At 64.0% G+C, this 24,292-nt stretch carries 23 protein-coding genes; 15 read left to right on the plus strand and 8 right to left on the minus strand.

Going from position 1 to position 24,292, the window contains the following annotated elements; all coding sequences use genetic code 11:
* Positions 1–125: 125 nt before the first annotated feature.
* Positions 126–2,360, minus strand: a complete 2,235-nt coding sequence (locus HELO_RS11395) for an NADP-dependent isocitrate dehydrogenase (RefSeq protein WP_013332819.1) — start codon at positions 2,358–2,360, stop codon at positions 126–128.
* Between the two features lie 279 nt (positions 2,361–2,639).
* On the opposite strand from HELO_RS11395, the gene HELO_RS11400 reads away from it, so the two are divergent.
* From HELO_RS11400 to HELO_RS11445, 10 genes are all read left to right on the plus strand, one after another.
* Entirely contained in the window at positions 2,640–3,227 is a 588-nt protein-coding gene (locus HELO_RS11400) for a pseudouridine synthase (RefSeq protein ID WP_109637466.1), read from the plus strand.
* Positions 3,224–3,673, plus strand: a complete 450-nt coding sequence (locus HELO_RS11405) for an NUDIX domain-containing protein (protein ID WP_041602104.1) — start codon at positions 3,224–3,226, stop codon at positions 3,671–3,673. The genes HELO_RS11400 and HELO_RS11405 overlap by 4 nt, the downstream gene beginning before the upstream one ends.
* 197 nt (positions 3,674–3,870) lie before the next feature.
* Complete coding sequence (gene mnmA, locus HELO_RS11410) at positions 3,871–4,983, plus strand: tRNA 2-thiouridine(34) synthase MnmA (RefSeq protein ID WP_013332821.1); 1,113 nt, start codon at positions 3,871–3,873, stop codon at positions 4,981–4,983.
* Complete coding sequence (hflD, locus tag HELO_RS11415; protein WP_013332822.1) at positions 4,980–5,618, plus strand: high frequency lysogenization protein HflD; 639 nt, start codon at positions 4,980–4,982, stop codon at positions 5,616–5,618. Before mnmA ends, hflD begins: the two co-directional genes overlap by 4 nt.
* Positions 5,619–5,636: 18 nt before the next feature.
* Positions 5,637–7,007 (plus strand): adenylosuccinate lyase, encoded by a 1,371-nt coding sequence (purB, locus tag HELO_RS11420; RefSeq protein ID WP_013332823.1) that lies wholly within the window; start codon positions 5,637–5,639, stop codon positions 7,005–7,007.
* 113 nt (positions 7,008–7,120) lie between these two features.
* Positions 7,121–8,296, plus strand: a complete 1,176-nt coding sequence (locus HELO_RS11425) for a cupin domain-containing protein (protein ID WP_041602105.1) — start codon at positions 7,121–7,123, stop codon at positions 8,294–8,296.
* A 4-nt stretch (positions 8,297–8,300) separates the two neighbouring features.
* Entirely contained in the window at positions 8,301–8,735 is a 435-nt protein-coding gene (locus HELO_RS11430; protein ID WP_013332825.1) for a GNAT family N-acetyltransferase, read from the plus strand.
* A 332-nt stretch (positions 8,736–9,067) separates the two neighbouring features.
* On the plus strand, positions 9,068–10,666 hold the full coding sequence (locus tag HELO_RS11435; RefSeq protein WP_013332826.1) for an isocitrate lyase: 1,599 nt from the start codon (positions 9,068–9,070) through the stop codon (positions 10,664–10,666).
* A gap of 456 nt (positions 10,667–11,122) precedes the next feature.
* The gene (locus HELO_RS11440; protein WP_013332827.1) at positions 11,123–11,323 is read left to right on the plus strand and encodes a hypothetical protein; all 201 of its coding nucleotides are present in this window, start codon (positions 11,123–11,125) and stop codon (positions 11,321–11,323) included.
* Positions 11,324–11,615: 292 nt separating this feature from the next.
* Complete coding sequence (locus HELO_RS11445) at positions 11,616–12,083, plus strand: outer membrane lipoprotein (RefSeq protein ID WP_013332828.1); 468 nt, start codon at positions 11,616–11,618, stop codon at positions 12,081–12,083.
* A 100-nt stretch (positions 12,084–12,183) separates the two neighbouring features.
* Here the strand turns inward: HELO_RS11445 and HELO_RS11450 are convergent, their stop codons facing one another.
* Positions 12,184–12,465, minus strand: a complete 282-nt coding sequence (locus HELO_RS11450; RefSeq protein WP_013332829.1) for a hypothetical protein — start codon at positions 12,463–12,465, stop codon at positions 12,184–12,186.
* A 209-nt stretch (positions 12,466–12,674) separates the two neighbouring features.
* Here HELO_RS11450 and HELO_RS11455 point away from each other — a divergent pair, with 209 nt between their 5' ends.
* Positions 12,675–13,157 carry an FKBP-type peptidyl-prolyl cis-trans isomerase gene (locus HELO_RS11455; protein WP_013332830.1) on the plus strand — a complete coding sequence of 161 codons (483 nt, stop codon included), beginning with the start codon at positions 12,675–12,677 and terminating at the stop codon, positions 13,155–13,157.
* Between the two features lie 94 nt (positions 13,158–13,251).
* Here the strand turns inward: HELO_RS11455 and HELO_RS11460 are convergent, their stop codons facing one another.
* Complete coding sequence (locus tag HELO_RS11460) at positions 13,252–13,890, minus strand: CDP-alcohol phosphatidyltransferase family protein (protein WP_013332831.1); 639 nt, start codon at positions 13,888–13,890, stop codon at positions 13,252–13,254.
* 128 nt (positions 13,891–14,018) lie between these two features.
* Here HELO_RS11460 and msrA point away from each other — a divergent pair, with 128 nt between their 5' ends.
* The gene (gene msrA, locus HELO_RS11465) at positions 14,019–14,642 is read left to right on the plus strand and encodes a peptide-methionine (S)-S-oxide reductase MsrA (RefSeq protein WP_013332832.1); all 624 of its coding nucleotides are present in this window, start codon (positions 14,019–14,021) and stop codon (positions 14,640–14,642) included.
* On the opposite strand, the gene HELO_RS11470 is transcribed toward msrA, so the two are convergent.
* Positions 14,564–15,859 (minus strand): MFS transporter, encoded by a 1,296-nt coding sequence (locus tag HELO_RS11470; protein ID WP_013332833.1) that lies wholly within the window; start codon positions 15,857–15,859, stop codon positions 14,564–14,566. The genes msrA and HELO_RS11470 overlap by 79 nt on opposite strands.
* An 87-nt stretch (positions 15,860–15,946) precedes the next feature.
* On the opposite strand from HELO_RS11470, the gene HELO_RS11475 reads away from it, so the two are divergent.
* Positions 15,947–16,825: a LysR family transcriptional regulator gene (locus HELO_RS11475; protein WP_013332834.1), complete on the plus strand. Its 879-nt coding sequence runs from the start codon at positions 15,947–15,949 to the stop codon at positions 16,823–16,825.
* A gap of 7 nt (positions 16,826–16,832) precedes the next feature.
* On the opposite strand, the gene HELO_RS11480 is transcribed toward HELO_RS11475, so the two are convergent.
* Together HELO_RS11480 and HELO_RS11485 are read right to left on the minus strand one after the other, a co-directional pair.
* Positions 16,833–17,318: a C40 family peptidase gene (locus HELO_RS11480; RefSeq protein WP_013332835.1), complete on the minus strand. Its 486-nt coding sequence runs from the start codon at positions 17,316–17,318 to the stop codon at positions 16,833–16,835.
* Positions 17,319–17,785: 467 nt separating this feature from the next.
* Positions 17,786–20,245 carry a DUF1266 domain-containing protein gene (locus HELO_RS11485; RefSeq protein WP_013332836.1) on the minus strand — a complete coding sequence of 820 codons (2,460 nt, stop codon included), beginning with the start codon at positions 20,243–20,245 and terminating at the stop codon, positions 17,786–17,788.
* 197 nt (positions 20,246–20,442) lie between these two features.
* Between HELO_RS11485 and HELO_RS11490 the strand changes: the two genes are divergently transcribed.
* Together HELO_RS11490 and gabT are read left to right on the plus strand one after the other, a co-directional pair.
* Positions 20,443–21,888 (plus strand): NAD-dependent succinate-semialdehyde dehydrogenase, encoded by a 1,446-nt coding sequence (locus HELO_RS11490; protein WP_013332837.1) that lies wholly within the window; start codon positions 20,443–20,445, stop codon positions 21,886–21,888.
* 33 nt (positions 21,889–21,921) lie between these two features.
* On the plus strand, positions 21,922–23,220 hold the full coding sequence (gene gabT, locus HELO_RS11495; protein ID WP_013332838.1) for a 4-aminobutyrate--2-oxoglutarate transaminase: 1,299 nt from the start codon (positions 21,922–21,924) through the stop codon (positions 23,218–23,220).
* Positions 23,221–23,315: 95 nt separating this feature from the next.
* Here the strand turns inward: gabT and HELO_RS11500 are convergent, their stop codons facing one another.
* Positions 23,316–23,558 carry a GlsB/YeaQ/YmgE family stress response membrane protein gene (locus HELO_RS11500; RefSeq protein WP_013332839.1) on the minus strand — a complete coding sequence of 81 codons (243 nt, stop codon included), beginning with the start codon at positions 23,556–23,558 and terminating at the stop codon, positions 23,316–23,318.
* Between the two features lie 51 nt (positions 23,559–23,609).
* Complete coding sequence (locus HELO_RS11505; protein ID WP_013332840.1) at positions 23,610–24,161, minus strand: DUF924 family protein; 552 nt, start codon at positions 24,159–24,161, stop codon at positions 23,610–23,612.
* Positions 24,162–24,292 lie beyond the last annotated feature (131 nt).

Raw genomic sequence — 24,292 nt, forward strand, 5'->3', positions numbered from 1 at the left:
GCCGAGCGTAGTAAAGCGCAAGGCGCCCGGAGCACAGAAAGCGAGACATAACATGTCGTTAGGCGAGCTTTCGCGCACCGCGCAACACAGCAATTTGCACGCGCAGGCATTTCAGCAGCGTTTCCTTAGCGCTTGGCCACCAACTCCAGGGCAGCATTGAGGGTCCGGCTGGGACGCATGACGGCATCCGCCAGCTCACCGTCGACATGATAGTAGCCGCCGATATCCACCGACTGCCCCTGCACGCCGTTGAGCTCTTCGACGATGACCGCTTCCTTGGCTCGCAGTTCCGCGGCGAGCTTGCCGAACAGCGCCTTGAGCTCGGCGTCCTCGTCCTGGGCGGCCAGCGCCTCGGCCCAGTACATGGCCAGATAGAAGTGGCTGCCGCGGTTGTCCAGCTCACCCACCTTGCGCGAAGGCGACTTGTTGCTGTCGAGGAACTCGCCGTTGGCTTCGTCCAGCGCCTTGGCCATCACCCTGGCACGCGCGTTGTCGAAGGTCTTGCCCAGATGCTCCAGGGAAGCGGCCAGCGCCAGGAACTCGCCCAGGGAATCCCAGCGCAGGTGATTCTCCTCGAGGAGCTGCTGGACGTGCTTGGGCGCGCTGCCGCCGGCACCGGTCTCGAACAGGCCGCCACCGTTCATCAGCGGCACGATGGAGAGCATCTTGGCACTGGTGCCCAGCTCCATGATCGGGAACAGGTCGGTCAGGTAGTCACGCAGCACGTTGCCGGTCACCGAGATGGTGTCCTCGCCCTTGCGGATGCGCTCGAGAGAGAACTGCATCGCCTCCATGGGCGCCATGATGCGAATGTCCAGACCGCTGGTATCGTGCTCCTGGAGATAGGTCTCGACCTTCTCGATCAATTGAGCGTCGTGGGCGCGCTGGGCATCGAGCCAGAACACCGCCGGCGTGTCGCTCTCGCGGGCACGGCTCACGGCCAGCTTGACCCAATCCTTGATCGGGGCGTCCTTGGTCTGGCACATGCGCCAGATGTCGCTCTGCTCGACCTCATGCTCGAACAGCACCTCCCCGGCCGCATCGGTGACACGCACGGTACCGTCGGCAGGAATCTGGAAGGTCTTGTCGTGGGAGCCGTACTCCTCGGCCTTCTGGGCCATCAGACCGACGTTGGACACGCTGCCCATGGTGGTCGGATCGAAGGCGCCGTGCTGCTTGCAGTCGTCGATGACGGCCTGGTAGATACCCGCATAGCAACGGTCGGGAATCACCGCCTTGGCATCATGCAGCGCGTCATCGGCGCCCCACATCTTGCCGGAATCCCGGATCATCGCCGGCATGGAAGCATCGATGATCACGTCGCTGGGCACATGCAGGTTGGTGATGCCCTTGTAGGAATCGACCATGGCCAGACGCGGCCGCTGTTCATAGAGCGCCTCGATGTCACCCTCGATCTCGGCCCGCTTGGCCTCGGGCAGCTTGGCGATCGTGGCGTAGAGGTCGCCGATGCCGTTGTTGGGATCGAAGCCGACTTCCTCCAGGGCCTCGGCATGCTTTTCCAGCACGTCACGATAGAACTCGCTGACCACCATGCCGAACATGATCGGGTCGGAGACCTTCATCATGGTCGCCTTGAGATGCAGGGAGAACAACACGTCCTGCTGCTTGGCATCGTCGATCTGCTCGGCGACGAAGGCACTCAGCGCCTTGCGGCTCATCACCGCGCCGTCGACGACCTCGCCCGCCAGGACCGGTGTACGCTCCTTGAGCAGGGTGACGCTGCCGTCCTGTCCGATCAGCTCGATCTTCACCTCGCCGTCGGCGGCGATCCGGGCGGATTTCTCGCTGCCGTAGAAGTCGCCCTCGCTCATGTGAGCGACGTGGGAGCGCGAGTCGGCCTGCCACTCGCCCATGCGGTGCGGATACTTGCGGGCATAGTTCTTGACCGAGCCCGGCGCGCGACGGTCGCTGTTGCCTTCACGCAGCACCGGGTTGACCGCGCTGCCCTTGACGCGATCGTAGCGTGCCTTGATGTCACGCTCGGCATCGTCGCTCGGCTCGTCGGGATAATCCGGCAGCGGGTACCCCTGGCCCTGCAGCTCCTTGATGGCCGCCTTGAGCTGCGGCATGGAGGCGCTGATGTTGGGCAGCTTGATGATGTTGGCTTCCGGCGTCTTGGCCAGCTCGCCCAGTTCGGCCAGGTGATCGCCGAGTTGCTGCGCGTCGGAGAGGCGATCGGGGAATTGCGAGATGATACGCCCGGCCAGGGAGATATCACGAGTCTCGACGGTGATGCCGGCCGAGTCGGTGTAAGCGTCGATGATCGGCAGCAGGGAACGGGTCGCCAGGGCCGGCGCTTCGTCGGTAAGCGTATAGATAATCTTCGGCGTTTTTGACATGTTGGCGTAGATCTCTCTGAACACTGCGGTGCATGAAACGGGATCGGTAGCGCTCGCTCGCGATGTCTGGAAGACAGGGACCATGGGTGAGAACAGCCCGGCACAACAGTCGCAACGAGGCATCGGCCATCCCTCGGGGCTGATCACGCCAGATCCAGAAAAGAAACGAAGGCGCTCCGGCAAGCGAGGCGCAGTATATCAGCCCGCCGTCGCCAACGCATGAACCCGGATCGGAGACGATCCCTGCCATCCCGACACAGTGATCGGTAAGATAGCCTCATGAGCCGCTTATATCTCTTCCACAAGCCCTACCGCACGCTTTCGCAATTCACTGACAGCGAAGGGCGCGCGACGCTGGCCGAGCACATCGACGTGCCCGGCATCTATCCGGCCGGCCGGCTCGATCACGACTCCGAGGGCCTGTTACTGTTATCCGACGATGGCGAGCTGATTCACCGCATCAGCCACCCGAAACACAAGCAGCCCAAGACCTACTGGGTCCAGGTCGAAGGGCAGCCGAACGACGATGCCCTGGCAGCACTGCGCGACGGCGTCGAACTGAAGGACGGACGCACCCGCCCTGCCCGGGTTCGCCGGCTGGAAAGCGTCTCACTGCCCGACCGCCAGCCACCGGTGGACCCGCGTCGCCACCCCGTCACCCAATGGCTGGAGCTCATCATCACCGAAGGACGCAATCGCCAGGTACGCCGCATGACCGCCCATGTCGGACATCCAACACTGCGGCTGGTGCGCACGGCCATCGGCCCCTGGACGCTCGACGGCCTGGCACCGGGACAGTGGCGCTGCGAGACGCTCAACGCGCCACGTCGCAAGCCTCGCCGCTCATCCACGAGGAGACGCCCATGAGCCGTTGGCATCCCATCGTCAGCGTAGCCACCGTGGTGGAGCGCGCCGGCTGCTACCTGATGGTCGAAGAAGACCGCGGCGGCCCGCATACCCTCTTCAACCAGCCCGCCGGCCACCTCGAGCCCGGCGAGCGCATCCGCGATGGCGCCCTGCGCGAACTGCGCGAGGAAACCGCCTGGCAGGTAGGCATCACCGACTACCTGGGGCTTTACATCTACCAGGCGCCCGACGGCAAGACCTTCCACAGCCACGGTTTCCACGGCATGGCCCTCGCCCATCTCGGCAACGAGCTCGACCCGGCGATCCGCGCGGTACACTGGCTGTCGCTGGACGAACTGGAAACCCTGGAACGCGAGGACCGCATGCGCAGCCCACTGGTCATGCGGCGCATCCGCGATGCCATCGCTGAACGCTTCTACCCCATGGACACGATTCACGAGCGTTGAAGAGGGAAGACAGGCTAGCCCGAGATTTAAGGCGTCAACGGTTTTCTTCCCTCTTAAAGGCGCCAAGGCGCCGTTCTTATCTCTTCCAGCGGCGTCAGCCGCGATCTTCCCCTGGCGTCAAGCGCCGGTCTTCGAGCTTCGAGCTCGAATCAGGTATAATTCCTCCCCATTTGAGACCCATTCAATCCGAGAGCGCCATGTCAGCCAGCAACGGCAAGGTCATCGTCGGCATGTCCGGCGGTGTCGACTCCTCCGTATCCGCCCAGTTACTGCTCGAACAGGGCTTCGATGTCGAGGGTCTGTTCATGAAGAACTGGGACGAGGACGACGGCACCGAATACTGCACCGCCAAGGAAGACCTGGCGGATGCCGAGGCCGTGTGCGCCAAGCTCGGCATCCATCTGCATACCGCCAACTTCGCCGCCGAGTACTGGGACAACGTCTTCGAGCATTTCCTCGCCGAGTACCAGGCCGGGCGCACTCCGAACCCGGACATCCTCTGCAACCGCGAAATCAAGTTCAAGGTCTTCCTCGAGTACGCCGAAATGCTCGGCGCCGATTGGATCGCCACCGGTCATTATGTGCGCCGTGCCGAGCGCGACGGCCATGCACGCCTGCTCAAGGGGCTCGACGCCAACAAGGACCAGAGCTATTTCCTGCATGCCGTGCCCGAAGCCGCCATCGCCCGCAGCCTTTTCCCGGTGGGCGAGCTGGAAAAGAGCGAGGTCCGCGACATCGCCGAGCGCCACGGCCTGGCAACGGCGCGCAAGAAGGATTCCACCGGCATCTGCTTCATCGGCGAGCGCCGTTTCCGCGATTTCCTGCGCCAGTACCTGCCCGCCCAGCCGGGCACCATCGCCACGCCGGACGGCGACGTCATCGGCGAGCACATGGGGTTGATGTACTACACCCTCGGGCAACGTCAGGGCCTGGGCATCGGCGGGCTGGCCAACTACTCCGACGCGCCCTGGTACGTGGCCGGCAAGGATCTCGAGCGCAATGTGCTCACCGTGGTGCAGGGCAAGCATCATCCCCTGCTCTACACCGACAGCCTGGCTACCGAGGCCATGGACTGGGTGGCCGGCACGCCTCCCGCGCGTGAAGGGCGCTATCATGCCAAGACCCGCTATCGCCAGGACGACGTGCCCTGCACCATGCGAGTCGCCGAGGATGATGGCGTCGAGGTGCATTTCGACGATCCGCAGCGCGCCGTGACCCCCGGCCAGTCGCTGGTGCTCTATGACGGGGACATCTGCCTCGGCGGCGGTGTGATCCGTGCTACCTGGAATGCCACGGAGGCAGCCGCATGAGCGCATCCACGCCCATCCACCCGGCTCCCGACACACCGGTCGGGCGCCAGGCCCTGGCCTTGGCCGGCGTCTTCCAGGCCGCCAGCCTGGTCGATGAACTGGCCCGCACCGGGCAGGTCGACCAGCGCGCCTGGGACACCCTGATCCACGCCACCCTGGACACCAACCCCGAAAACTTCGAGGCCATCTACGGCGGGCATCCCAACAACCTGCGCCTGGGGCTCGACACTCTCGAGGGCATGCTCGGACGCCGCCAGGCCAATCCGGTGGTCATGCGTTACGGCTTCTCGCTGCTGATGCTGATGAGCAAGCTGCGTGGCAACAACGCCATGATGGACGACCTCGGGCAGCGCCTGACGCGCGCCCAGGGGCAGGCCGAACATTTCGGCGAGACCCACGAGAACATCATCGCCAGCCTCGGCGAGGCCTATCAGCAGACCCTTTCCACCCTCAAGACACGCATTGTCGTCCAGGGCGATCCTTCCCTGCTGCAAAGCCGCATGATGCCGGAACGCGTGCGCGCCTGCCTGCTGGCAGGCGTCCGCTTCGCCCTGCTCTGGCATCAGCAAGGCGGACGCCGCTGGAAGCTACTCTTCCAGCGCAGCGCCCTGAAGAAAGCTCTCGACACCCTGTAACCGACCGGAACACGAACCATGTCTCTTCCTCTGTCCGCCCTCACCGCCCTTTCCCCCGTCGATGGCCGTTACGGCAGCAAGGCCGATATCCTGCGCGAGCATTTCAGCGAATTCGGCCTGATCCGCGCCCGTGTCACCGTCGAGGTTCGCTGGCTGCAACGCCTCGCCGCCCACCCCGACATCACCGAGGTGCCAGCACTTTCCGCCGAGGCCACCGAGGTGCTGGATACGCTGGTACGTGACTTCTCGGTGGCCGACGCCGAACGCATCAAGGACATCGAGCGCACCACCAACCACGACGTCAAGGCGGTCGAATACTTCATCAAGGAGTGCATCGCCGACACGCCGGAGCTGCACGCCATCACCGAGTTCGTGCACTTCGCCTGCACCAGCGAAGACATCAACAACCTCTCCTACGGCGTGATGCTCACCGACGGCCTGGCCACCCTGCTGCCGGTGATGCACCGGGTCGCCGACGAGATCGCGCGCCTGGCCGACGAGCACGCCGAGCAGCCGATGCTCTCGCGCACCCACGGACAGACGGCCAGCCCCACCACCCTGGGCAAGGAAATGGCCAATGTCGCCTATCGCCTGCGTCGTCAGTTGAAGCAGATCGAGTCGGTGGAGATCCTCGGCAAGATCAACGGTGCGGTGGGCAACTACAACGCTCACCTGACCACCTACCCGGAGATCGACTGGGAGGCCAACGCCCGCACCTTCGTCGAGGAGCTCGGCCTGACCTTCAATCCCTACACTACCCAGATCGAGCCCCACGACTACATCGCCGAGCTGTTCGACGCAGTGTGCCGCTACAACACCGTACTGATCGACTTCGATCGTGATGTCTGGGGTTACATCTCGCTGGGCTACTTCAAGCAGAGCACCGTGGCCGGCGAGATCGGCTCCTCGACCATGCCGCACAAGGTCAACCCCATCGACTTCGAGAACTCCGAAGGTAACCTGGGGCTCGCCAACGCCATCCTCGGCCACCTGGCGGAGAAACTGCCGATCTCCCGCTGGCAGCGCGACCTGACCGATTCCACGGTACTGCGCAACCTGGGCATCGGCCTGGCCTACGGGCTGATCGCCTACCAGGCATCGCTCAAGGGCATCGGCAAGCTCGAGGCCAACGCCGCGCGCCTGGCCGAGGACCTGGACGCCAGCTGGGAAGTCCTGGCCGAGCCGATCCAGACGGTGATGCGCCGCTACGGCATCGAGAAGCCCTACGAGAAACTCAAGGAACTGACCCGCGGCAAGCGCATCGACCAGGCCGGCTTTGCCGCCTTCATCGATACGCTGGAACTCCCCGCCGCGGTGAAGGAAGAACTCAAGGCGTTGACGCCGGCGACCTACATCGGCAACGCCAGCGAACAGGCACGCAAGCTTTGAGCCGCAAGCCGTAAACGAAGAATATAGCCCCCGCTTATCAGCGGGGGTTTATCTTATGGCTTACAGCTTCTAGCTTACAGCTAGCCTTCAACCTCTCGACGACCCGGTAGCCTATGTCACCCGATTCCCCCCTCACGATGCTGGGCGGCCTGTCCGCCGCCGACTTCCTGCGCGACTACTGGCAGCAACAGCCCTTGCTGATCCGCGGCGCCTTTCCCGATATCGAGAGCCCGCTCTCCCCCGACGAGCTGGCCGGGCTGGCCTGCGAGGACAACATCGAGGCGCGCCTGGTCGAGGAACACGGCCCCGAAGGCCCCTGGCAGGTCAGTCACGGCCCCTTCGACGAAGCCACCTTCGCCCGGCTGCCCGAGCGGGACTGGACGCTGCTGGTCCAGGCGGTGGACCACTACGTTCCCGAGGTGGCCGAACTGCTCGAACGCTTCGACTTCCTGCCCCGCTGGCGCCTCGACGACATCATGATCAGCTATGCGCCTCCCGGCGGCAGCGTCGGCCCCCACGTGGATCAGTACGATGTCTTCCTGCTGCAGGCCAGCGGTCAACGCCATTGGCAGCTCGGCGGACGCGTGCCGGAAGACGCCCCGATCATCGCCGGAGTCGACCTGCGCATCCTCGAGCGCTTCGAGGTGCAGCCCGGTCAGGACTGGGTTCTGGAACCCGGCGACATGCTGTATCTCCCGCCGGGCTGGGCGCACCACGGCGTCAGCCAGTCCGATGACTGCTTGACGTTCTCGGTCGGCTTCCGCGCCCCATCGGCGGACGAAGCCATCACCTCCTTTGCCGACTACATCGGCGAACAGCTCCCCGCCTCGCATCGCTACGCCGATGCCGGCATGGACGTCCCCGAGGATCCCGCGCAACTCGACGACGCCGCGCTGTCCCGCATGCGCGCCCTGATCCTCGAGACGCTCGACGATCCCACCCAACTGGCCCAATGGTTCGGCCGGGTCATGACCCAGCCCAAGTATGTCGACCAACTGGTGCCCAACGAGACACCCACCGAAGAAACCGAGCTTGTCGCCGCACTACAAGCCGGCGAGACGCTGGAGCGCAGCCTCGGTTCACGCTTTGCCTGGCGCGCCCTGGACGACCAGCGCGCGACCCTGTTCGTCGATGGCGATGGCCTCGACTGCCCCACCGGGCTGGCCCGGGAACTGGCCGGGACTGCGACGCTCGACGCCCACCTGCTGGAGCATGCCGAGGCCCCACGGGTCCTGGTCCATCTACTGGATGCCGGTAGCCTCGACTGGACCGATCCCGACGAGGAATGAACGCATGACGCACACACTGGAAATCCGCGAAGGCGACTGGAGCGAGCTCGGTGACATTGCCGGCGAGATTCGCCGAGTGGTGTTCATCGAAGAACAGCAGGTTCCCGAGGACGAGGAATGGGACGGCCGCGATGACGAGTGCCGGCACTTCCTGGCACTCGACGCCGCCGGCAAGGCACTGGGCACCGCACGCCTGTTGCCCGACGGTCATATCGGCCGGGTCGCCGTGCTCGAAGAAGCTCGCGGCCGGGGTGTCGGCCTCGCCCTGATGGAAGCCGCCATCGCTTCGGCACGCCGTCGTGGCGATGCCACGGTGGCGCTGTCCGCCCAGACCCATGCCCTCGCCTTCTACGAACGGCTCGGCTTCCACGCCCATGGAGAAACCTTCCTGGACGCCGGAATTCCGCATCGCAACATGACGTTATCTCTGCACGACTGACCCTTCTTTCTCACCTTCCTCCGCGAAAAAAGACTACAGGAACCCCTCGTTCAAACGGGTTCCTGTCGTCGAGCTACAACCCTCTCTGCTCCCAAATACCAATGGTGAAAGCCCGTCATACGGGGCCATAGTGATCCACAAGACGAATGCACCAACACTCGCTGAGCGCTGTTTTCCTCGTCCAGCGACGTGACATGAGCACTCGTCAGGGGAAGAGCAAGGCACGCAAGACCGCCATGCCACCCCCCACGAAAGAGAACTCCATTTCGCAGTTGCAGCACAGACGTGACGCAAAGCAGCAGTTCCTTGAACTCGAACGAGAGGATCACCCCATGGCAGCTTTCAACGACGAACGCCAGGCACTGGCCCAGCACCGCGAGGCCCAGCGCGGCAAATGGGACAACATCAACCCCGATCACGCCGCACGCCTGCGCCTGCAGAACCGCTTTCGCACCGGCCTGGACATCGCACGCTACACCGCCGCCATCATGCGCGACGACATGGCCGCCTATGACGCCGACACCAGCCGTTACACCCAGTCGCTGGGCTGCTGGCACGGTTTCATCGGCCAGCAGAAGATGATCTCCATCAAGAAGCACTTCGGCGAGACCAAGGGGCGCTACCTCTACCTCTCCGGCTGGATGGTCGCCGCCATGCGCTCCGAGTTCGGCCCGCTGCCCGACCAGTCGATGCATGAAAAGACCAGCGTGCCGGCCTTGATCGAGGAGCTCTACACCTTCCTGCGCCAGGCCGACAGCTGGGAGCTCAACCACCTGTTCCGCGAACTCGACGCCGCCCGACAGGCCGGTGACGAGCTGAAAACCAAGGAGCTGCTCGGCAGGATCGACAACTTCGAAACCCATGTGGTGCCGATCATCGCCGATATCGATGCCGGCTTCGGTAACGCCGAGGCCACCTATCTGCTGGCCAAGAAGATGATCGAGGCCGGCGCCTGCTGCATCCAGATCGAGAATCAGGTCTCCGACGAGAAGCAATGCGGCCACCAGGACGGCAAGGTCACCGTGCCCCACGAGGACTTCATCGCCAAGCTCAATGCCGTGCGCTATGCCTTCCTGGAACTCGGCGTGGAGGATGGCGTGATCGTCGCCCGCACCGATTCCCTGGGCGCCGGCCTGACCCAGAAGATCGCCGTCAGCCATGAACCCGGCGACCTGGGCGATCAGTACAATGCCTTCCTCGACGGTGACGAGATCGCCTCCGCAGACGATATCACCAACGGCGATGTGGTCATCAAGCAGGGCGGCAAGCTGGTCAAGGTCAAGCGCCTGGCGTCCGGCCTCTACCAGTTCAAGCCCGGCACCGGCGAGGATCGGGTGGTGTTGGACTGCATCACCAGCCTGCAGAATGGCGCCGACCTGCTGTGGATCGAGACCGAGAAACCCCACGTCGGCCAGATCAAGGGCATGGTGGATCGCATCCGCGAGGTCTGCCCGGACGCCAAGCTGGTCTACAACAACTCGCCGTCCTTCAACTGGACACTGAATTTCCGCCAGCAGGTGTTCGACGCCTGGGAAGCCGAGGGCAAGGACGTCTCCGCCTACGACCGCGCCAACCTGATGAGCGCCGAGTACGATGAGACCGAGCTGGGGCGCCTGGCCGACGAGTGGACACAGAACTTTCAGCGTGACGGCGCCCGCGAGGCCGGCATCTTCCACCATCTCATCACCTTGCCGACCTACCACACCGCCGCCCTGTCGACCGACAACCTGGCGCGCGGCTACTTCGGCGACGAGGGCATGCTGGCCTATGTGGCAGGCGTGCAGCGCCGCGAGATTCGCGAGGGCATCGCCACGGTCAAGCACCAGGACATGGCCGGCTCCAATATCGGCGACGACCACAAGGAATTCTTCCACGGCGAGGCCGCTCTCAAGGCCGGTGGCCAGGACAACACCATGAACCAGTTCGGTTGATCAAGATATCACCGAGATTTTCCGGGGAGGCCTTCGCCTCCCCTTTTTCATGCCTTCCTGTTCATGCGTTCACGCGTTTTTTCGGTCCTGCCATGAAACTCACCGACAATAACGCTCGGTTCTTGTACGACATGTAGTCGAGTTACAACCGCAAGTGCGCCCAAGGAGGCATTGTGGCATTTGCTGTCCTGCACCATATTGAAATCACAGCGCAGGCAAGAGTTTCGTTATCCCGATTCGCGATCCTGCTCTGGGCTACAAACCGCGGCGCTTTCCTGATGATCCGGGCGCCAAAGGCGATGGTCTTTCCAAGCTTGTGACCATTTCGCAACTGCAGCACCGGGCGCTTACCCGGCCCGGCATGAGTAGCAAGATTATGACAATGCCATCGCCGGTGGCGGACTCACACGAGACGTTACCCTGGCAACAAATGGCCCTTATCAAGAGGTGTTACACATGAACTGCAACGAACTGAGCCAACAAGCCGACCTCATTGCCAGCACGTTCAGCAAGCAGGATCTGGCCAAACTGGTACTGGCCCTGAAGGGAAATCGCGAATCTCTGCAACACGCCGTCAAGGTCATCGATACCATCGACAATCGCGCGGGCTACTCGCTCGACGATGCCTGGGACGAAGTGTTGACCGGCGATTCCTGAACACGGAACAAGACGGGGATCGGCACCCCATCGTCTGGAGTGACGACTTGCGCAGCCTTGCTGCAGACTTCACCACACCCCCGCCATCCGGCGGGGGTGTTTTTATGAGGTACGGGCCGGGATGCCGACCATGAGCTCGGCGCCGACGCCAAAACGCACGACTCCGCCGATCACTGGTCAAACCCATACCTCCGAGATAGACTCGGAAACGCATCCATTCATCGTTTGCCGCGTTCAGACAGCAGGTTATCGGTCCACTGTCACGCATACCATTTTGGCAAGGAGGTCACACATGAAGCGTCTTCTCCCCGTACTGGTCCTGAGCACCCTGACACTCGCCGGCTGTGCCAACACCTCGCCCTACTCGGGCAACGTCTATTCCGGCAACCAGGCCAAGTCTGCCCAGACCGTCACCATCGGCACCATCACCGCCATGCGCCCGGTGCAGATCCAGGCCGACAGCCGAGCCGGCGGTCTGCTGGGTAGTGGCGGCGGTGCCATCATCGGCGGCCTGCTCGGCAACCAGATCGGCGGCGGTTCCGGACGTCAGCTCGCCACCGCAGCCGGCGCCATCGGCGGTGCCGTGGCCGGCACCAAGATCGAGGAATCTTCCAACCTGATCAATGCCACGGAACTCGAGATCCGCAAGAACAACGGCGAGCAGGTCGTCGTGGTGCAGAAAGCGGACCAGAACTTCCAGGTGGGCCAGAAAGTGCGTCTGATCGGCTCCGGCCGTAACGTCAGCGTCGCGCCCTACTGATTCGCGACACCTGTCAGTTCACTGCATCGATATACGCAAAAGGGCCCGCGGATCACTCCGCGGGCCCTTTTCGTCTTCGGTCAGCGTCGAGACGCGAACGTCAGTGGAAGTCGATCCGCTTCATCGCCCAGCACACCAGCTTGCCGCCGACCAACGCCAGCAGAGCGATGATCAGCAGCGTCATCAGCATGTCCACGGGACGCACGATGGTGGTAGCACCCAGCACCGCGATGGCTGGACTCCAGACCCAGCGATCATCCTCGCTGCGCAGGGCATCGGGCAGCAGCTTGTCGAGCACGCCGCTGACGGACGCCTCCCAGCGTTTCAGGCACAGCCACAGGATCACGGCGAAAGCGATCACCCAGATCAAGGTCACGATCATGAGGTTCTCCACAAAAAGATCGGGAAGACGTCGGGAAAATTTGGTTCACAAAGGGTATCCCCGCCCGCCACGGCACGCAACCGAGGACTCATGACGTGAATCCACTTCAGGCACGCACGCGATAACCTGAAAAATCCCCAGAGCCGCTGACAGAGCCGGATATCCCACGTTACCATGCCATCTTACATGCACTCACCAAAGGTTCATCAATGCAGATTGCGCAAAATTCGGTTGTCGCGTTTCACTACACCCTGACCAACGATGCAGGTGAGGTGCTGGACAGCTCAGAAGGTCGCGAGCCGCTGACCTACCTCCATGGCGCCGGTAACATCATTCCGGGCCTCGAGAAGGAAATGGAAGGTCGCGCGGCTGGCGACAAGCTTCAAGCCCAGGTCACGCCGGAAGAAGGCTACGGCGAAGTTCAGCCGCAGCTGGTGCAGGAAGTCCCGCGGGATGCCTTCCAGGGTGTCGAGAGCGTGGAGCCCGGCATGCAGTTCCAGGCGCAGACCCAGGGTGGACCGCTGATGGTCACCGTGACCAAGGTCGAAGGCGACACCGTCACCGTCGACGGAAACCATCCGCTGGCCGGCCAGCAGCTGAACTTCGACGTCGAGATCGCCGAAGTCCGCGAAGCCAGCCAGGAAGAGATCGAACATGGCCATGTGCATGGCGAGGGCGGCCACGAGCACTGAGTGCTCATGCCCGAGCCGATGGTTCGATATCGGGAGCGGCCGACGGGTCGCTCCCTTTTTTGTGCCTGCCTTTCCGCCTCCCCCGGCACTGTTTTCAAAGCGCATCGCCCTTCGCGGCCGGTAACGTAGCCAGCGTACGATACCCGCCCCACAGACGCGTTGCGGTCGTGACCAGGCAGGCCACCGCGAACAGTGTCGCCAGGATCGGAAACTGCCCCGGCCACAGGCAGAATGCCACCAGTGCCAAGACCGTCTCGGTGCCCTCGGTCAGGCCATGCAGGTAATAGAAGGCCTTGCGCTGGAAGCTCGGCCTCTCCAGCCCATGGCGGGCCGCCATGATGGCGAAGGCCAGAAAGGACGTCCCGGTGCCGATGAACGAGAACAGCAGGAATGCCCCAGCCAGGGCGTTGACGGCCGGATCGGCCAGGACGAACCCCAGCACCACGGCGGCATAGAAGACGAAGTCCAGGCCGATGTCGAGAAACCCGCCGGCATCGCTGTCACGACCGGTATATCTGGCCAGGGCACCGTCCAGCCCATCGCCCAGCCTATTGAGCAGGATCATGACCAACGCCGCCGTGTAGGCCTGCCATATCAGCAACGGCAAGGCCAGCATGCCGACCAGAAAGGCTACCAGGGTCACCTGATCGGGCCGCACACCCAAGCGCGCCAACCCCTTCGCCATCCACTTCAAGGGTGCCTGGGTCAGCGGCATGGTCCAGCGGTCGAGCATAGCGAATCTCCTTGTGGTGCCTTTACGAGGTTTGCGGAACCCTGACAGCCTATACTCATCGAATCGATAGGGTGCTCGCCAGCTCTTGACGGGTATCGTCCGACAGACGCCGTCCGGAGGACCACCATATGCCAATCTCGCCACTTTCCGCACGCTGCTGCTCGCTGCTGCTGATCGCCGGTTTCGCGTCGCCTGCCATGGCCGACAACACCGATACCGCCAGTGCCGTCTTCGCGGCCGGCTGTTTCTGGTGCGTCGAGGAAGCCTACGACAAGGTCGAGGGCGTGGTATCCACCATCTCGGGCTTCAGCGGCGGCGACGTGGCCGATCCCAGTTACGATCAGGTCGTCGCCGGCGGCACCGGCCACGCCGAGGCGGTCAAGGTCGAGTACGACCCCAGCCGGGTAGACTATGACACCCTGCTCTACGTGTTCTGGCGCAATGTCGATCCTTTCGCCGAAAATCGGCAATTCTGCGACGAAGGCCCCTCCTATCGCAGTGCCCTCTTTCCGATGGACGCCGAACAACGGCGACTGGCCGAGGCCAGCCGCGAGGCGGTGGCCGAGCGCTTCGATCGCCAAGTGGCCACCGAGATCAGCGACTTCGAGGCTTTCTATCCGGCCGAGACCTACCACCAGAACTTCTACGACAAGAACCCGCTGCGCTACCGTTTCTACAAGTCTGCCTGCGGACGCTCGGATCGACTCGAGGAGATCTGGGGCGACGAAGCCGAAGCCAGCGCACGCTCCTGATGCCGCCGTCCGCCCCCGGCCGGCTCGTTCGCCATGGGATGGCGACGCTCGCCGCGGCGTAACCACCAGGCGAGTGCGAAGGTGATGGCCAGAATCAGCCAGGAAGCGACCACCACGCCCATCCAGTTCCCCAGCAACCAGAAAGGCTCCAGCCAGAAACCGCCCAGGCTCGCCCCCGTGTAATAGAACACCAGATACAAGGCCGAGGCGCTGCCCCGATCACGCTGCGCATGGCGCCCTACCCAGCTCGAAGCCATCGAATGGGCGAGAAAGAAACCGAAGGCATTGACGGTCAGCCCCGCCAGGATCAGGAACACTCGATCGGAAAGCGTCAGGGCCGTGCCCGCCATCAGCAGCAGAATACCGAACGCCATGCACGTCGGTTGGGAAATCGCACGCGAGAGGCGACCGGACAGCGTCGAGCCCAGGGTACCGCTGAGATAGGTCAGAAACAGCAGCCCGAGCCACCGCTCTCCCAGCTCGAAGGGTGGCGCCGCCAGGCGGAAGGTGATGTAGCTGTACTGGTTGATGAAGATCAGAAAATTCAGCCCGCCCAACAGATAGGCCCCCAGCAGCACGGGATTGCGCAGATGCCCGGCGAGGCCGGCCCGCGCCTCGCGCAGACGAAAGCGGCGCGGCTCGAAGCGCCGTGCCGGCGGCAGCAAGCGCCAGAACACCGCGCCCCCGACCAGGGTCAGCGCCCCGACCGCCAGGAAACTGGCCGACACCCCACCGACCTCGGCCATCGAGCCACCGATCACGCGCCCGCCGATGCCCCCCAGGGTATTGGCACCGATATAGAGCCCGACCGCCGACAACAGGGCCGGCCTGTCGAACTCATCGCCCATCCAGGCGATCGCCACCGCCGGCAGACCACCCAGCACGAAGCCTTGCACGGCACGCAGGATCAGCAGGGTTTCGAAACCCGGCGCAAAGGCCAGGGCGATCGACAACAATCCGGCAAGCATCAGCGTCAGGCGCATGATGCCGGCACGTCCGATGGCATCCGACAAGGGGCCAAAGACCAGCAGCGACGCGGCCAGGGCCAGCGTCGAGACCGACATCGCCAGACTGGCCGCCAGCGTCGAAATCCCGTAAGCCTCGCGCAACAACGGCAGCAGCGGCTGCGGGACATAGAGATTGAGAAAGACCAGCAAGGATCCCAGGCACAAGGCCAAGGTGGCGCGCCACCAGGCGCGACTGCGAACGACGATCATGAATACCTCCGACTTGGAGGGCCATGATCGTCCGGTTAAGATGATAAGCCAAACAGAATATTATGATGACTTCCATCATCAAGGCTTATGACTCTACCCTTCGACCTTCGCGCCCTGCAGGTCTTCCTGGCGGTCGTCGACCAGGGCGGTTTCGGGGCCGCCGCCAGGGAGCTGCACATCGCGCAATCCGCGGTGAGCCAATCCATCGCCAACCTGGAGCGCCGTCTCGAGCTGACCCTGTTTCATCGCCACGAACGTCGTATCGCGCTCACCACGGAGGGCGAGGCGCTGGTCGCGCATGCCCGTCAGCTGCTCGAGCGCGCCGAAACCGCTCACCTGGCCATGCGCGAACTCCACGACCTGGTCAAGGGCGAGGTCCGCATCGGCATCCCCTCGATGCTCGGGTCCTATTATTTCCCGCCGCTGCTGATGGGCTTCAAGGCACAGCATCCCGGCATCCGGCTGACCGTGGTGGAAGCCGGCGCGCGACGCTTGCAGCACATGATCGCCAGTGGCGAGCTGGATCTGGGCGTGGTCATCGATGACGGTGCCAGTCGACACCTGGCAAGGCGTCACCTGACGCGGGAGGAAATGGTCGTCTGCGTACCGCGGGAGCACCCCTTCGCCGAATACTACAGTGTGACGCCGGAAGCCTTCTTCGCCGAACCCCTGGTGCTGTTCCAGGACGGCTACTTTCATCGCGAGTTCATCGACACCTTGTCGCAGCGCTGCGGCACCGAGGCGAATATTGCCTTCGAATCCAACCTGATACCGCTGACCAAGGCCATCGTGCGGCGCGGCTTCGGCATCACCACCTTCCTGCGACGCGTCGTGGAGGAGCCCGATCTGGCAGCCGTCTCCTTCGATACGCCGAGCTGGATGGATCTCTCACTGGCCTGGGCCGAGGGGGCCTACCTATCCCGGGCGGAACAGGCCTTCGTCGACTTCGTGCTCGCCAATCGCTAGGCGCCCATCACCCCTCGCCGGAAGCGATCACACTGCTGTCGAGACGCTGCGCCAGGTGCCGGGTATCCAGCGCACGCCGACTCTGCCAGTAATAGCGCTGCCAGTACTGGTTATCCAGGGAGGAGAGCTTGACGCCGCGCGAGGACGACGCATGCAGGAAACGGCCTTCGCCGACGTAGATCCCCACATGCCGATAGGCACCGGGAGGACGGAAGAACACCAGATCGCCGGGACGCAATTCATCCCGCGATATCCGTCGACCTTCATGAACCTGGCGGGCCGTGGTGCGCGGCATTTCGAGACGGAAGGTATCGGCGAAGACATTCTGCACCAGCGCCGAACAATCGATGCCGCGACGCGTGGTGCCGCCCAGTCGGTAGGGAGTGCCCAACCAGCGCTCATGCTGGGCCAGCAAGGCCCGGCGAATCAGGGTGGGTGGCGGATTGCCCAGTTGGCGCGCCTGCAGGATGGGATTATCTGCTGGCGACATCATCGGGCCTCCGGGCAGGCCCGGCAGGTCACGGGCAAAATAATTGCCCGTTGATTCTTCCGGTGACGGGGAACCGCCCGAGGCGGCACAACCCGCCAGCATGAGACACGATAACGCCACGGGAACGAGGCGACGCGACCCTGGATTGATCATCCCTGCTCCCTCACCCTGTCATACTCCTTGATTGCTATCCTGGCTTGGCTTTCTAGGCATCATTCAGGACGAGCCACATCCGGCCATCTCAGGCAAAAACCGGCCCAGCGACATCGTTTGCTACTCGTGACTGTCCACTCTCACGGCATCTTGCCCCGCCTGGCATTGGCGATGACCCGGCCGGCCAGACCCGCTCATGCGCGGATGGACTTATCGCGCCTCAGCATAGACATTTTTTGCATAATAGCCAAGAACAACGACTTATACGTTCCGCTATTTAACAATATTTCTTGGATGCGCGTTCCCTGAACGCACGATCAATGCAGTAACCGCTCATCCCCCGGTAGCGTATCCACATGCATCGGCGCCCAGTGACGCGGGCGCGCACCGGGAAAGTCCAGGGTCGCCCAGGGGCCTGCCAGTGGCGGCGCGGCGGCCAGCCAGCTCGCCAGAGCCTGGCGAAAGCCGCCCAGGAATGCCTCGCGCTCGGGCGTTTCCCCCATGAAGAAGGAAAAGCCCGCATAGAGGCCTCGTGCGTACTCCTCCCATCCTCCGTAATGGCTGGCGGCCAGGGCATGAGCACGCCGCAGCCTGGCAAAGAACGCCTCCTCGCTCAGCCAGTCCAGTTGACGACCGGCAATGGCAAGATCCACGGCCTGGGCCAGATCCCAGGCGGTGAGATCCAGGTCGTTGCAGCCATCCTCATTGGCGCGTACACGCTTGAGACGCAATAGATGATTGCGCTCCTCCTCGCCGCACTCGTCGCTCTCAAGCGTCGCGATCTCCGAGGCCAGGCGAGCCGGGTTCAGGGTATAAGGCGCATAGTTGATCTGGTATTCCTGACGGTCGCCGACCTCCAGCAGGTAATCGATGAACTCCGCCAGCCCTTCCGGACCCTGCACGGCATAATGGCCATCCACCCACTCGCGGATCGAGGCGCACTCGCGTTCGCTCTCCGGCTGCGGCAGGCTCCAGATCGCGCTGTTGAGCGGCCCGACCAGAGCCATGGCGGTGAACTGGCTGAGCCCCGGACGCGGCCCCGGCTCCCGCCACTCGCCACTGCGCCAGTCGAGCCAGTGGAAGAGACTGCCCGGATCATCGCGATGCCAGAGGATCTCCGCCACCAAGGAGGGTTGCTCGGGCTCGGGCAACAAGGCCTCCCATTGTGCCCAGGCCGACAGCAGGCGGCGGGCATCGGGATAGAAACGGCACAATGAGCCCTGCAACGCCGCCGCCAGCTCCGCCAGGCGCGGTGCCTCGAACCACTCGCTGTCCATGGCCATCTGGAGGTGGAAGGCGAACTTCTCCGCCATGTGGATGGTGGCGGCATGACGGCTGGCACGTCCCAGCGCATCGCGACCGGTCAGGTCGTCACCCGCAACCTCGCCGAAGGGCGTCCGGGATGGCGGCAAGGCGCCATGGGCCGCATCCGCCGCGAGCTGGTTGAGATGATGGGCCTGGGCCGGCAACCAGTAGCGCGCCAGCGCCTCGACACCTTCATCGGCATGCAGGTCGAGGGTCTCGGTCAGATGGCCGCGCGCATCCTCGCAACGCGCCAGCGGCAGACTCGGCGCCACCCCCTGGCGCAATGCCAGCTCGGGCTCGCGCACCGCCGCCAGGGCCAGCACCCAATGACGCGGCTCACGACGCCATTCGCGTATGCGTTTCCGAGAGGCTTCGATCTGTTCGGCATCGATCAATTCCTGCAGAGCGGGCTTCCAGGGGCTCACCGGTGCATGCAGGAGCAATCGCCAATCGGCCTCGAAGTCGCCCAGCAGGTCCTGCCCTTCGAACAGGCTGCGCCCTCGCTGATAGGCCCTGGCGAGCGCCGGCCAGTCGCTGTAGCGGCGCAGTATCAGATCCGCACCATGCAGCGCCACGTCCCGGGCCTCGTCGTCGGCAAGCCAGCCGAGGCAAGCACCGGCCCAGGCCAGATCGATCAGTCGCAGCCAGTCCCAGGCGGCCCATTCCAGCGGCTCGCCCCTTTCCACGAAGCCCAGCAGGACACGACCAAAATCGCGGTCCCGGGGAGCCAGTCCGGCATGCCAGCGGCGGCGCGCCTCGGCATCGGCCTCGAGTAATCGGTTGGCATCGAGATCCCAGCCCTGCCGGTCGCCCTGGGCTCCCAGCCACAGGAGCAGACGAATCAGCTCATCGCGCCCCGTCACCTGCCAAGACTCGGCCAGCCAGGTCTCGAGCCCCTGCCAGTCAAGCGCGCCAGCCGACGTTTCCAGCACCGGGCTGAAGGCGGCTCTCAGCCGCCATACCCGAGCCTCGGCCTCCTCGGGCCACAGCGCCGGCGTCCGTCGATTGGCCAGCAGCCAGTCGCGCAGCATTTCCCAGGTCACGCCTTCGCCATCATGCTCCAGGGTGGCCAGGGCTTCGCAGGCCTCGGCAAAGCCGTCATCGCCGCGCACCCAGCCTTCATCGTTGCGCGCGCGACGCAACGCCGCCAGCCAGTCGTCAAGGCTGGCATGGTGAGCATGAATCTCCTCGGCCAGGCGCTGTCCCCATTGCCGGGCCCGCGATTCACTCAGCCATCCGACCGCCCCAGCCAGGGCCACCACATCCAATGCAGCCAACAGGCGGGCCGGATCGGGGTGGGCGCTATCCAGTGCCTCCAGCAGGCGCCAACCCAGTTCCCCGCGATCGACGACGTCGAGATTCGCCAGGCGGGTGCGCGCCTCCTCCGGCTCGAGTGCCAGGGGGTCGGGCGCAAAGGCCCAACCGCACAACACCAGTTGCTGGGCCCACCAGGCATTCAAGGGATCGACCAAGGCACACCTCGCCACACATCAGGATCGGGGAACGCAAGACGCGTCCTTTGTGAATTCGGCGACATAGTGTAACGGAAAGCAGGCGTCGCGCCGATGCTCGAAAGCCGTTCGAGGAAAGATATCGCGGGGACTTGGCGGCATGTTGTAAATAATGCACACTCGTCAAACAAGATAGTCATTCACGTGAGTCCGCTGCCATGAACACCGATACTTCCCTGCTCATCGACAAGGCCTATATAGCCGGCCAATGGCGTGACGCCGAGCGTCGCTTCGCCGTCACCGATCCCGCTACCGGCGAGACGCTGGCCAATGTCCCCGACCTCGATGCCGAAGACGCTCGCCAGGCCGTGGCCGCCGCCGAGACGGCCTGGCACGACTGGCGCCGCAAGACCGCCAAGGAGCGGGCCGCGTTGCTGCGCGCCTGGTTCGAACGCATCATGGCCAATCAGGAAGCCCTGGCCCGCTTGATGACCCGCGAGCAGGGCAAGCCGCTGACCGAATCCCGCGGCGAAGTCGCCTATGGCGCCAGCTTCGTCGAGTTCTACGCCGAACAGGCCAAGCGCGTGGCCGGCGAGACGCTGCCCGGCAATGGCGCCGACAAGCGCATCCTGGTGCTGCGCGAATCCATCGGCGTAGTGGCAGCCATCACGCCCTGGAACTTCCCCCTGGCGATGATCACCCGCAAGTGCGCCCCGGCACTGGCGGCCGGTTGCACGGTAGTGGTCAAGCCCGCCGAGGCGACGCCCTTGACCGCCCTGGCCATGGCCAAGCTGGCCGAGGACGCTGGTATTCCCGCAGGCGTCATCAATGTGGTGACCGCCAGCCGTCCCGCCGAAATCGGCGAGGTACTCACCACCGACCCGCGGGTACGCAAGGTGTCCTTCACCGGCTCCACCGCCGTGGGCAAGCGGCTGCTGGCCCAGTGCGCCGGCACGGTCAAGAAGACGTCCATGGAACTCGGCGGCAACGCGCCGTTCATCGTTTTCGACGATGCCGACCTCGACGCTGCCGTGGAAGGTGCGGTGGCCTCCAAGTTCCGCAACTCGGGCCAGACCTGCGTGTGCACCAACCGCATGCTGGTGCAGGCCGGCGTCTACGAGACCTTCCTCGACAAGCTGGCCACTCGCGTCGCCGAACTCCAGGTAGGCAATGGACTGGAAGACGGCGTGGTCCAGGGTCCGCTGATCAACGATGCCGCCGTGGACAAGGTTCGCGAGCATATCGCCGATGCCCTCGACAAGGGCGGCCGACTGATCTGCGGCGGCCAGCCCCACGAGCTGGGAGGCACCTTCTTCCAGCCCACGGTGATCGGTGACGTCGACGACAGCATGCGCGTGGCCACCGAAGAGACCTTCGGTCCGCTGGCACCGGTGTTCCGCTTCGACACCGAAGAAGAGGCCATCGCCATGGCCAACGCCACCGAATTCGGCCTGGCCGCCTACTTCTACGCCAATGACTATCGCCGTATCTGGCATGTCATGGAAGCGCTGGAATATGGCATGGTGGCGGTCAATGAAGGCCTCCTCTCCACCGAGCTTGCGCCCTTCGGCGGCGTCAAGGAATCCGGGCTGGGACGCGAAGGGTCGCACCACGGTCTGGATGAATACACTGAACTAAAATACGTCTGTGTCGGCGGCTTGTAATCGCCCCCATATTTTCGATCCCAGGAGACAGCCATGAACAACGCCCAACTCAACGAACTCAAGCAGCGCTATGTCGCCAGCGGCGCCGCCAGTCCCGCCACCGCGTTCGCCGATCGCGCCGAGAACGCCGAGATCTGGGATGCCGACGGCAACCGCTTCATCGATTTCGCCGGTGGCATCGGCGTGCTCAACATCGGTCACCGTCATCCCAAGGTGGTCGAGGCGGTCAAGGCACAGCTGGACCGCGTGATGCACACCTGCCAGACGGTGATGCCCTATGAAGGCTACGTGAAAGTGGCCGAGAAGCTCAGCCAGGTCACGCCGGTACGCGGCCATGCCAAGGTCATGCTGGCCAACTCGGGCGCCGAGGCCCTGGAGAACGCCGTCAAGGTCGCGCGTGCCGCCACCGGCAAGAACAACGTGATCTGCTTCGACGGCGGCTATCACGGCCGTACCTTCATGACCATGGCCATGAACGGCAAGGTCGCCCCTTATGCCACCGACTTCGGCAGCATGCCGGGCAATGTCTTCCGCGCGCCCTTCCCGGTGCCCTACCACGGCGTCAGCGAAGACGAAGCCCTGCGCGGCTTGAAGATGGCCCTCAAGACCGACGCCAACCCCAAGGACACCGCAGCCATCGTGCTCGAGCCGGTACTCGGCGAAGGCGGTTTCTATCCGGCGCCGCCCAGCTTCCTCAAGGCGATCCGCGAGATCTGCGACGAGCACGGCATCCTGATGATCATCGACGAAGTACAGTCCGGCTTCGGCCGTACCGGCAAGCTGTTCGCCATCGAGCACAGCGGCGTCGAGCCCGACATCATGACCATGGCCAAGAGCATGGCGGACGGCATGCCGATCTCCGCCGTGGTCGGTACCGACAAGGTGATGGACGCCTCCGGCGGCAACTCCCTGGGCGGCACCTACACGGGCAGCCCGGTATCCTGCGCGGCGACCCTGGCGGTGCTCGAGGTCTTCGAGCAGGAGAACATCCTCGAGAAGAGCCAGGCGCTGGGCGACAAGCTGGCCGCCCGCTTCGCCACCTGGCAGAACGACTTCGCCTGCATCGACAACGCCCGCAACATGGGCGCCATGGCCGCCTTCGACGTGGTCGCCGACAAGAACGCGCATTCCCCGGACGCCGAACTGACCGGAGCCCTGTGCAAGAAAGCTCGCGAAAAGGGCCTGATCCTGCTGTCCTGCGGCATGTACGGCAACACCATCCGGTTCTTGATGCCGGTGACCATCGAGGACGCGGTCCTCGAGGAAGGCCTGGACATCATCGAGACCTGCCTGAAGGAGCTGGTCGGCCAGCAGAGCGCCGCCACCGCCTGAGCCAGGATCTGATCTTGCTGCCACAGCAAAGCGCCGCCCCGAAGGGCGGCGCTTTTTCATGCCAAACGTGCTTCATGACGGACAAGGCGTCCGCGTCAGGCCTTCTTGACCTTGGCGATGACCCACAGCAGCACCACGGCTCCCACCACGGCGGTCACCAGTGAACCGATGAACCCGCCGGATGACAGCCCGAGCAGGCTGAACAGGAAACCGCCGACCACTGCGCCGACGACTCCCACGCCGATATTGCCCAGCAGCCCGAAACCGCCGCCACGCATGATGTTGCCGGCAATCCAGCCCGCCAGTCCTCCAATGATCAACCATGCAATGATACTCATGCCGTTCTCCTTTCCGGTTGGTGGCTCCAATGATGGTGCCTTGCCAGGATGTCAGAAGGAAGACCCTGGCTGCTCGAGAAATGCCAGTTCCTCGACCGTCGAATGCCGGCCCAGGATGACGTTGCGATGGGGATAGCGCCCGAAGCGCTCGAGGATCGCGCGATGCCGATGTTCGAACTCCAGGTTGCGCTCCAGGCCGGGCTGATCGAAAAGGCGCAGCGCTTCGTCATGAACGACCCGCGACTCGCTGTGCATGTAAGGCATATAGAGGAAAGCGCGCTCCCCGGGTTCGAGCGCCCGATCATCGCCCCGAGCCACGGCTTCCTGGGCCAGGACCAGGGCAACGGGATCGGCGGCGAAGGCCCGAGGCGTGTCACGATGGATATTGCGCGAGAACTGATCGAGCACGATCACTTCCGCCAGCCTGCCCCGGGGTGTCTCGCGCCAGCGCCAGAGCTCGCCGCGTAGTGCCGCTTCCAGCGTATCGGCGAAACGCTCGGCGATCTCGGCATCCAGGGCCGGATCCTTGCGAAACCACTGGGCCGGCTCCAGGGTCTCGAACCAGAACGCCAGTACCTGCCTCGGCTCTTCGTGCATCGTCATCTCGTCATTCCCTGCCCGTTCGGCTCATCATCCAGCTTAGCAGCTCGCCATGATGGGTAAGCGGTGCAATACCCCGATCAGTAGCAGACGAAAGGTACTAGCCAAAAGGCACTAGACGAAAGGCGTATGGC

This window comes from Halomonas elongata DSM 2581 (assembly GCF_000196875.2).
Lineage (GTDB): Bacteria > Pseudomonadota > Gammaproteobacteria > Pseudomonadales > Halomonadaceae > Halomonas > Halomonas elongata.

Coding starts and splice junctions, on each gene's coding strand:
- HELO_RS11395 (WP_013332819.1), bottom strand. CDS start 2,360: ATGTCAAAAACGCCGAAGATTATCTATACGCTTACCGACGAAGCGCCG.
- HELO_RS11400 (WP_109637466.1), top strand. CDS start 2,640: ATGAGCCGCTTATATCTCTTCCACAAGCCCTACCGCACGCTTTCGCAA.
- HELO_RS11405 (WP_041602104.1), top strand. CDS start 3,224: ATGAGCCGTTGGCATCCCATCGTCAGCGTAGCCACCGTGGTGGAGCGC.
- mnmA (WP_013332821.1), top strand. CDS start 3,871: ATGTCAGCCAGCAACGGCAAGGTCATCGTCGGCATGTCCGGCGGTGTC.
- hflD (WP_013332822.1), top strand. CDS start 4,980: ATGAGCGCATCCACGCCCATCCACCCGGCTCCCGACACACCGGTCGGG.
- purB (WP_013332823.1), top strand. CDS start 5,637: ATGTCTCTTCCTCTGTCCGCCCTCACCGCCCTTTCCCCCGTCGATGGC.
- HELO_RS11425 (WP_041602105.1), top strand. CDS start 7,121: ATGTCACCCGATTCCCCCCTCACGATGCTGGGCGGCCTGTCCGCCGCC.
- HELO_RS11430 (WP_013332825.1), top strand. CDS start 8,301: ATGACGCACACACTGGAAATCCGCGAAGGCGACTGGAGCGAGCTCGGT.
- HELO_RS11435 (WP_013332826.1), top strand. CDS start 9,068: ATGGCAGCTTTCAACGACGAACGCCAGGCACTGGCCCAGCACCGCGAG.
- HELO_RS11440 (WP_013332827.1), top strand. CDS start 11,123: ATGAACTGCAACGAACTGAGCCAACAAGCCGACCTCATTGCCAGCACG.
- HELO_RS11445 (WP_013332828.1), top strand. CDS start 11,616: ATGAAGCGTCTTCTCCCCGTACTGGTCCTGAGCACCCTGACACTCGCC.
- HELO_RS11450 (WP_013332829.1), bottom strand. CDS start 12,465: ATGATCGTGACCTTGATCTGGGTGATCGCTTTCGCCGTGATCCTGTGG.
- HELO_RS11455 (WP_013332830.1), top strand. CDS start 12,675: ATGCAGATTGCGCAAAATTCGGTTGTCGCGTTTCACTACACCCTGACC.
- HELO_RS11460 (WP_013332831.1), bottom strand. CDS start 13,890: ATGCTCGACCGCTGGACCATGCCGCTGACCCAGGCACCCTTGAAGTGG.
- msrA (WP_013332832.1), top strand. CDS start 14,019: ATGCCAATCTCGCCACTTTCCGCACGCTGCTGCTCGCTGCTGCTGATC.
- HELO_RS11470 (WP_013332833.1), bottom strand. CDS start 15,859: ATGATCGTCGTTCGCAGTCGCGCCTGGTGGCGCGCCACCTTGGCCTTG.
- HELO_RS11475 (WP_013332834.1), top strand. CDS start 15,947: ATGACTCTACCCTTCGACCTTCGCGCCCTGCAGGTCTTCCTGGCGGTC.
- HELO_RS11480 (WP_013332835.1), bottom strand. CDS start 17,318: ATGATGTCGCCAGCAGATAATCCCATCCTGCAGGCGCGCCAACTGGGC.
- HELO_RS11490 (WP_013332837.1), top strand. CDS start 20,443: ATGAACACCGATACTTCCCTGCTCATCGACAAGGCCTATATAGCCGGC.
- gabT (WP_013332838.1), top strand. CDS start 21,922: ATGAACAACGCCCAACTCAACGAACTCAAGCAGCGCTATGTCGCCAGC.
- HELO_RS11500 (WP_013332839.1), bottom strand. CDS start 23,558: ATGAGTATCATTGCATGGTTGATCATTGGAGGACTGGCGGGCTGGATT.
- HELO_RS11505 (WP_013332840.1), bottom strand. CDS start 24,161: ATGACGATGCACGAAGAGCCGAGGCAGGTACTGGCGTTCTGGTTCGAG.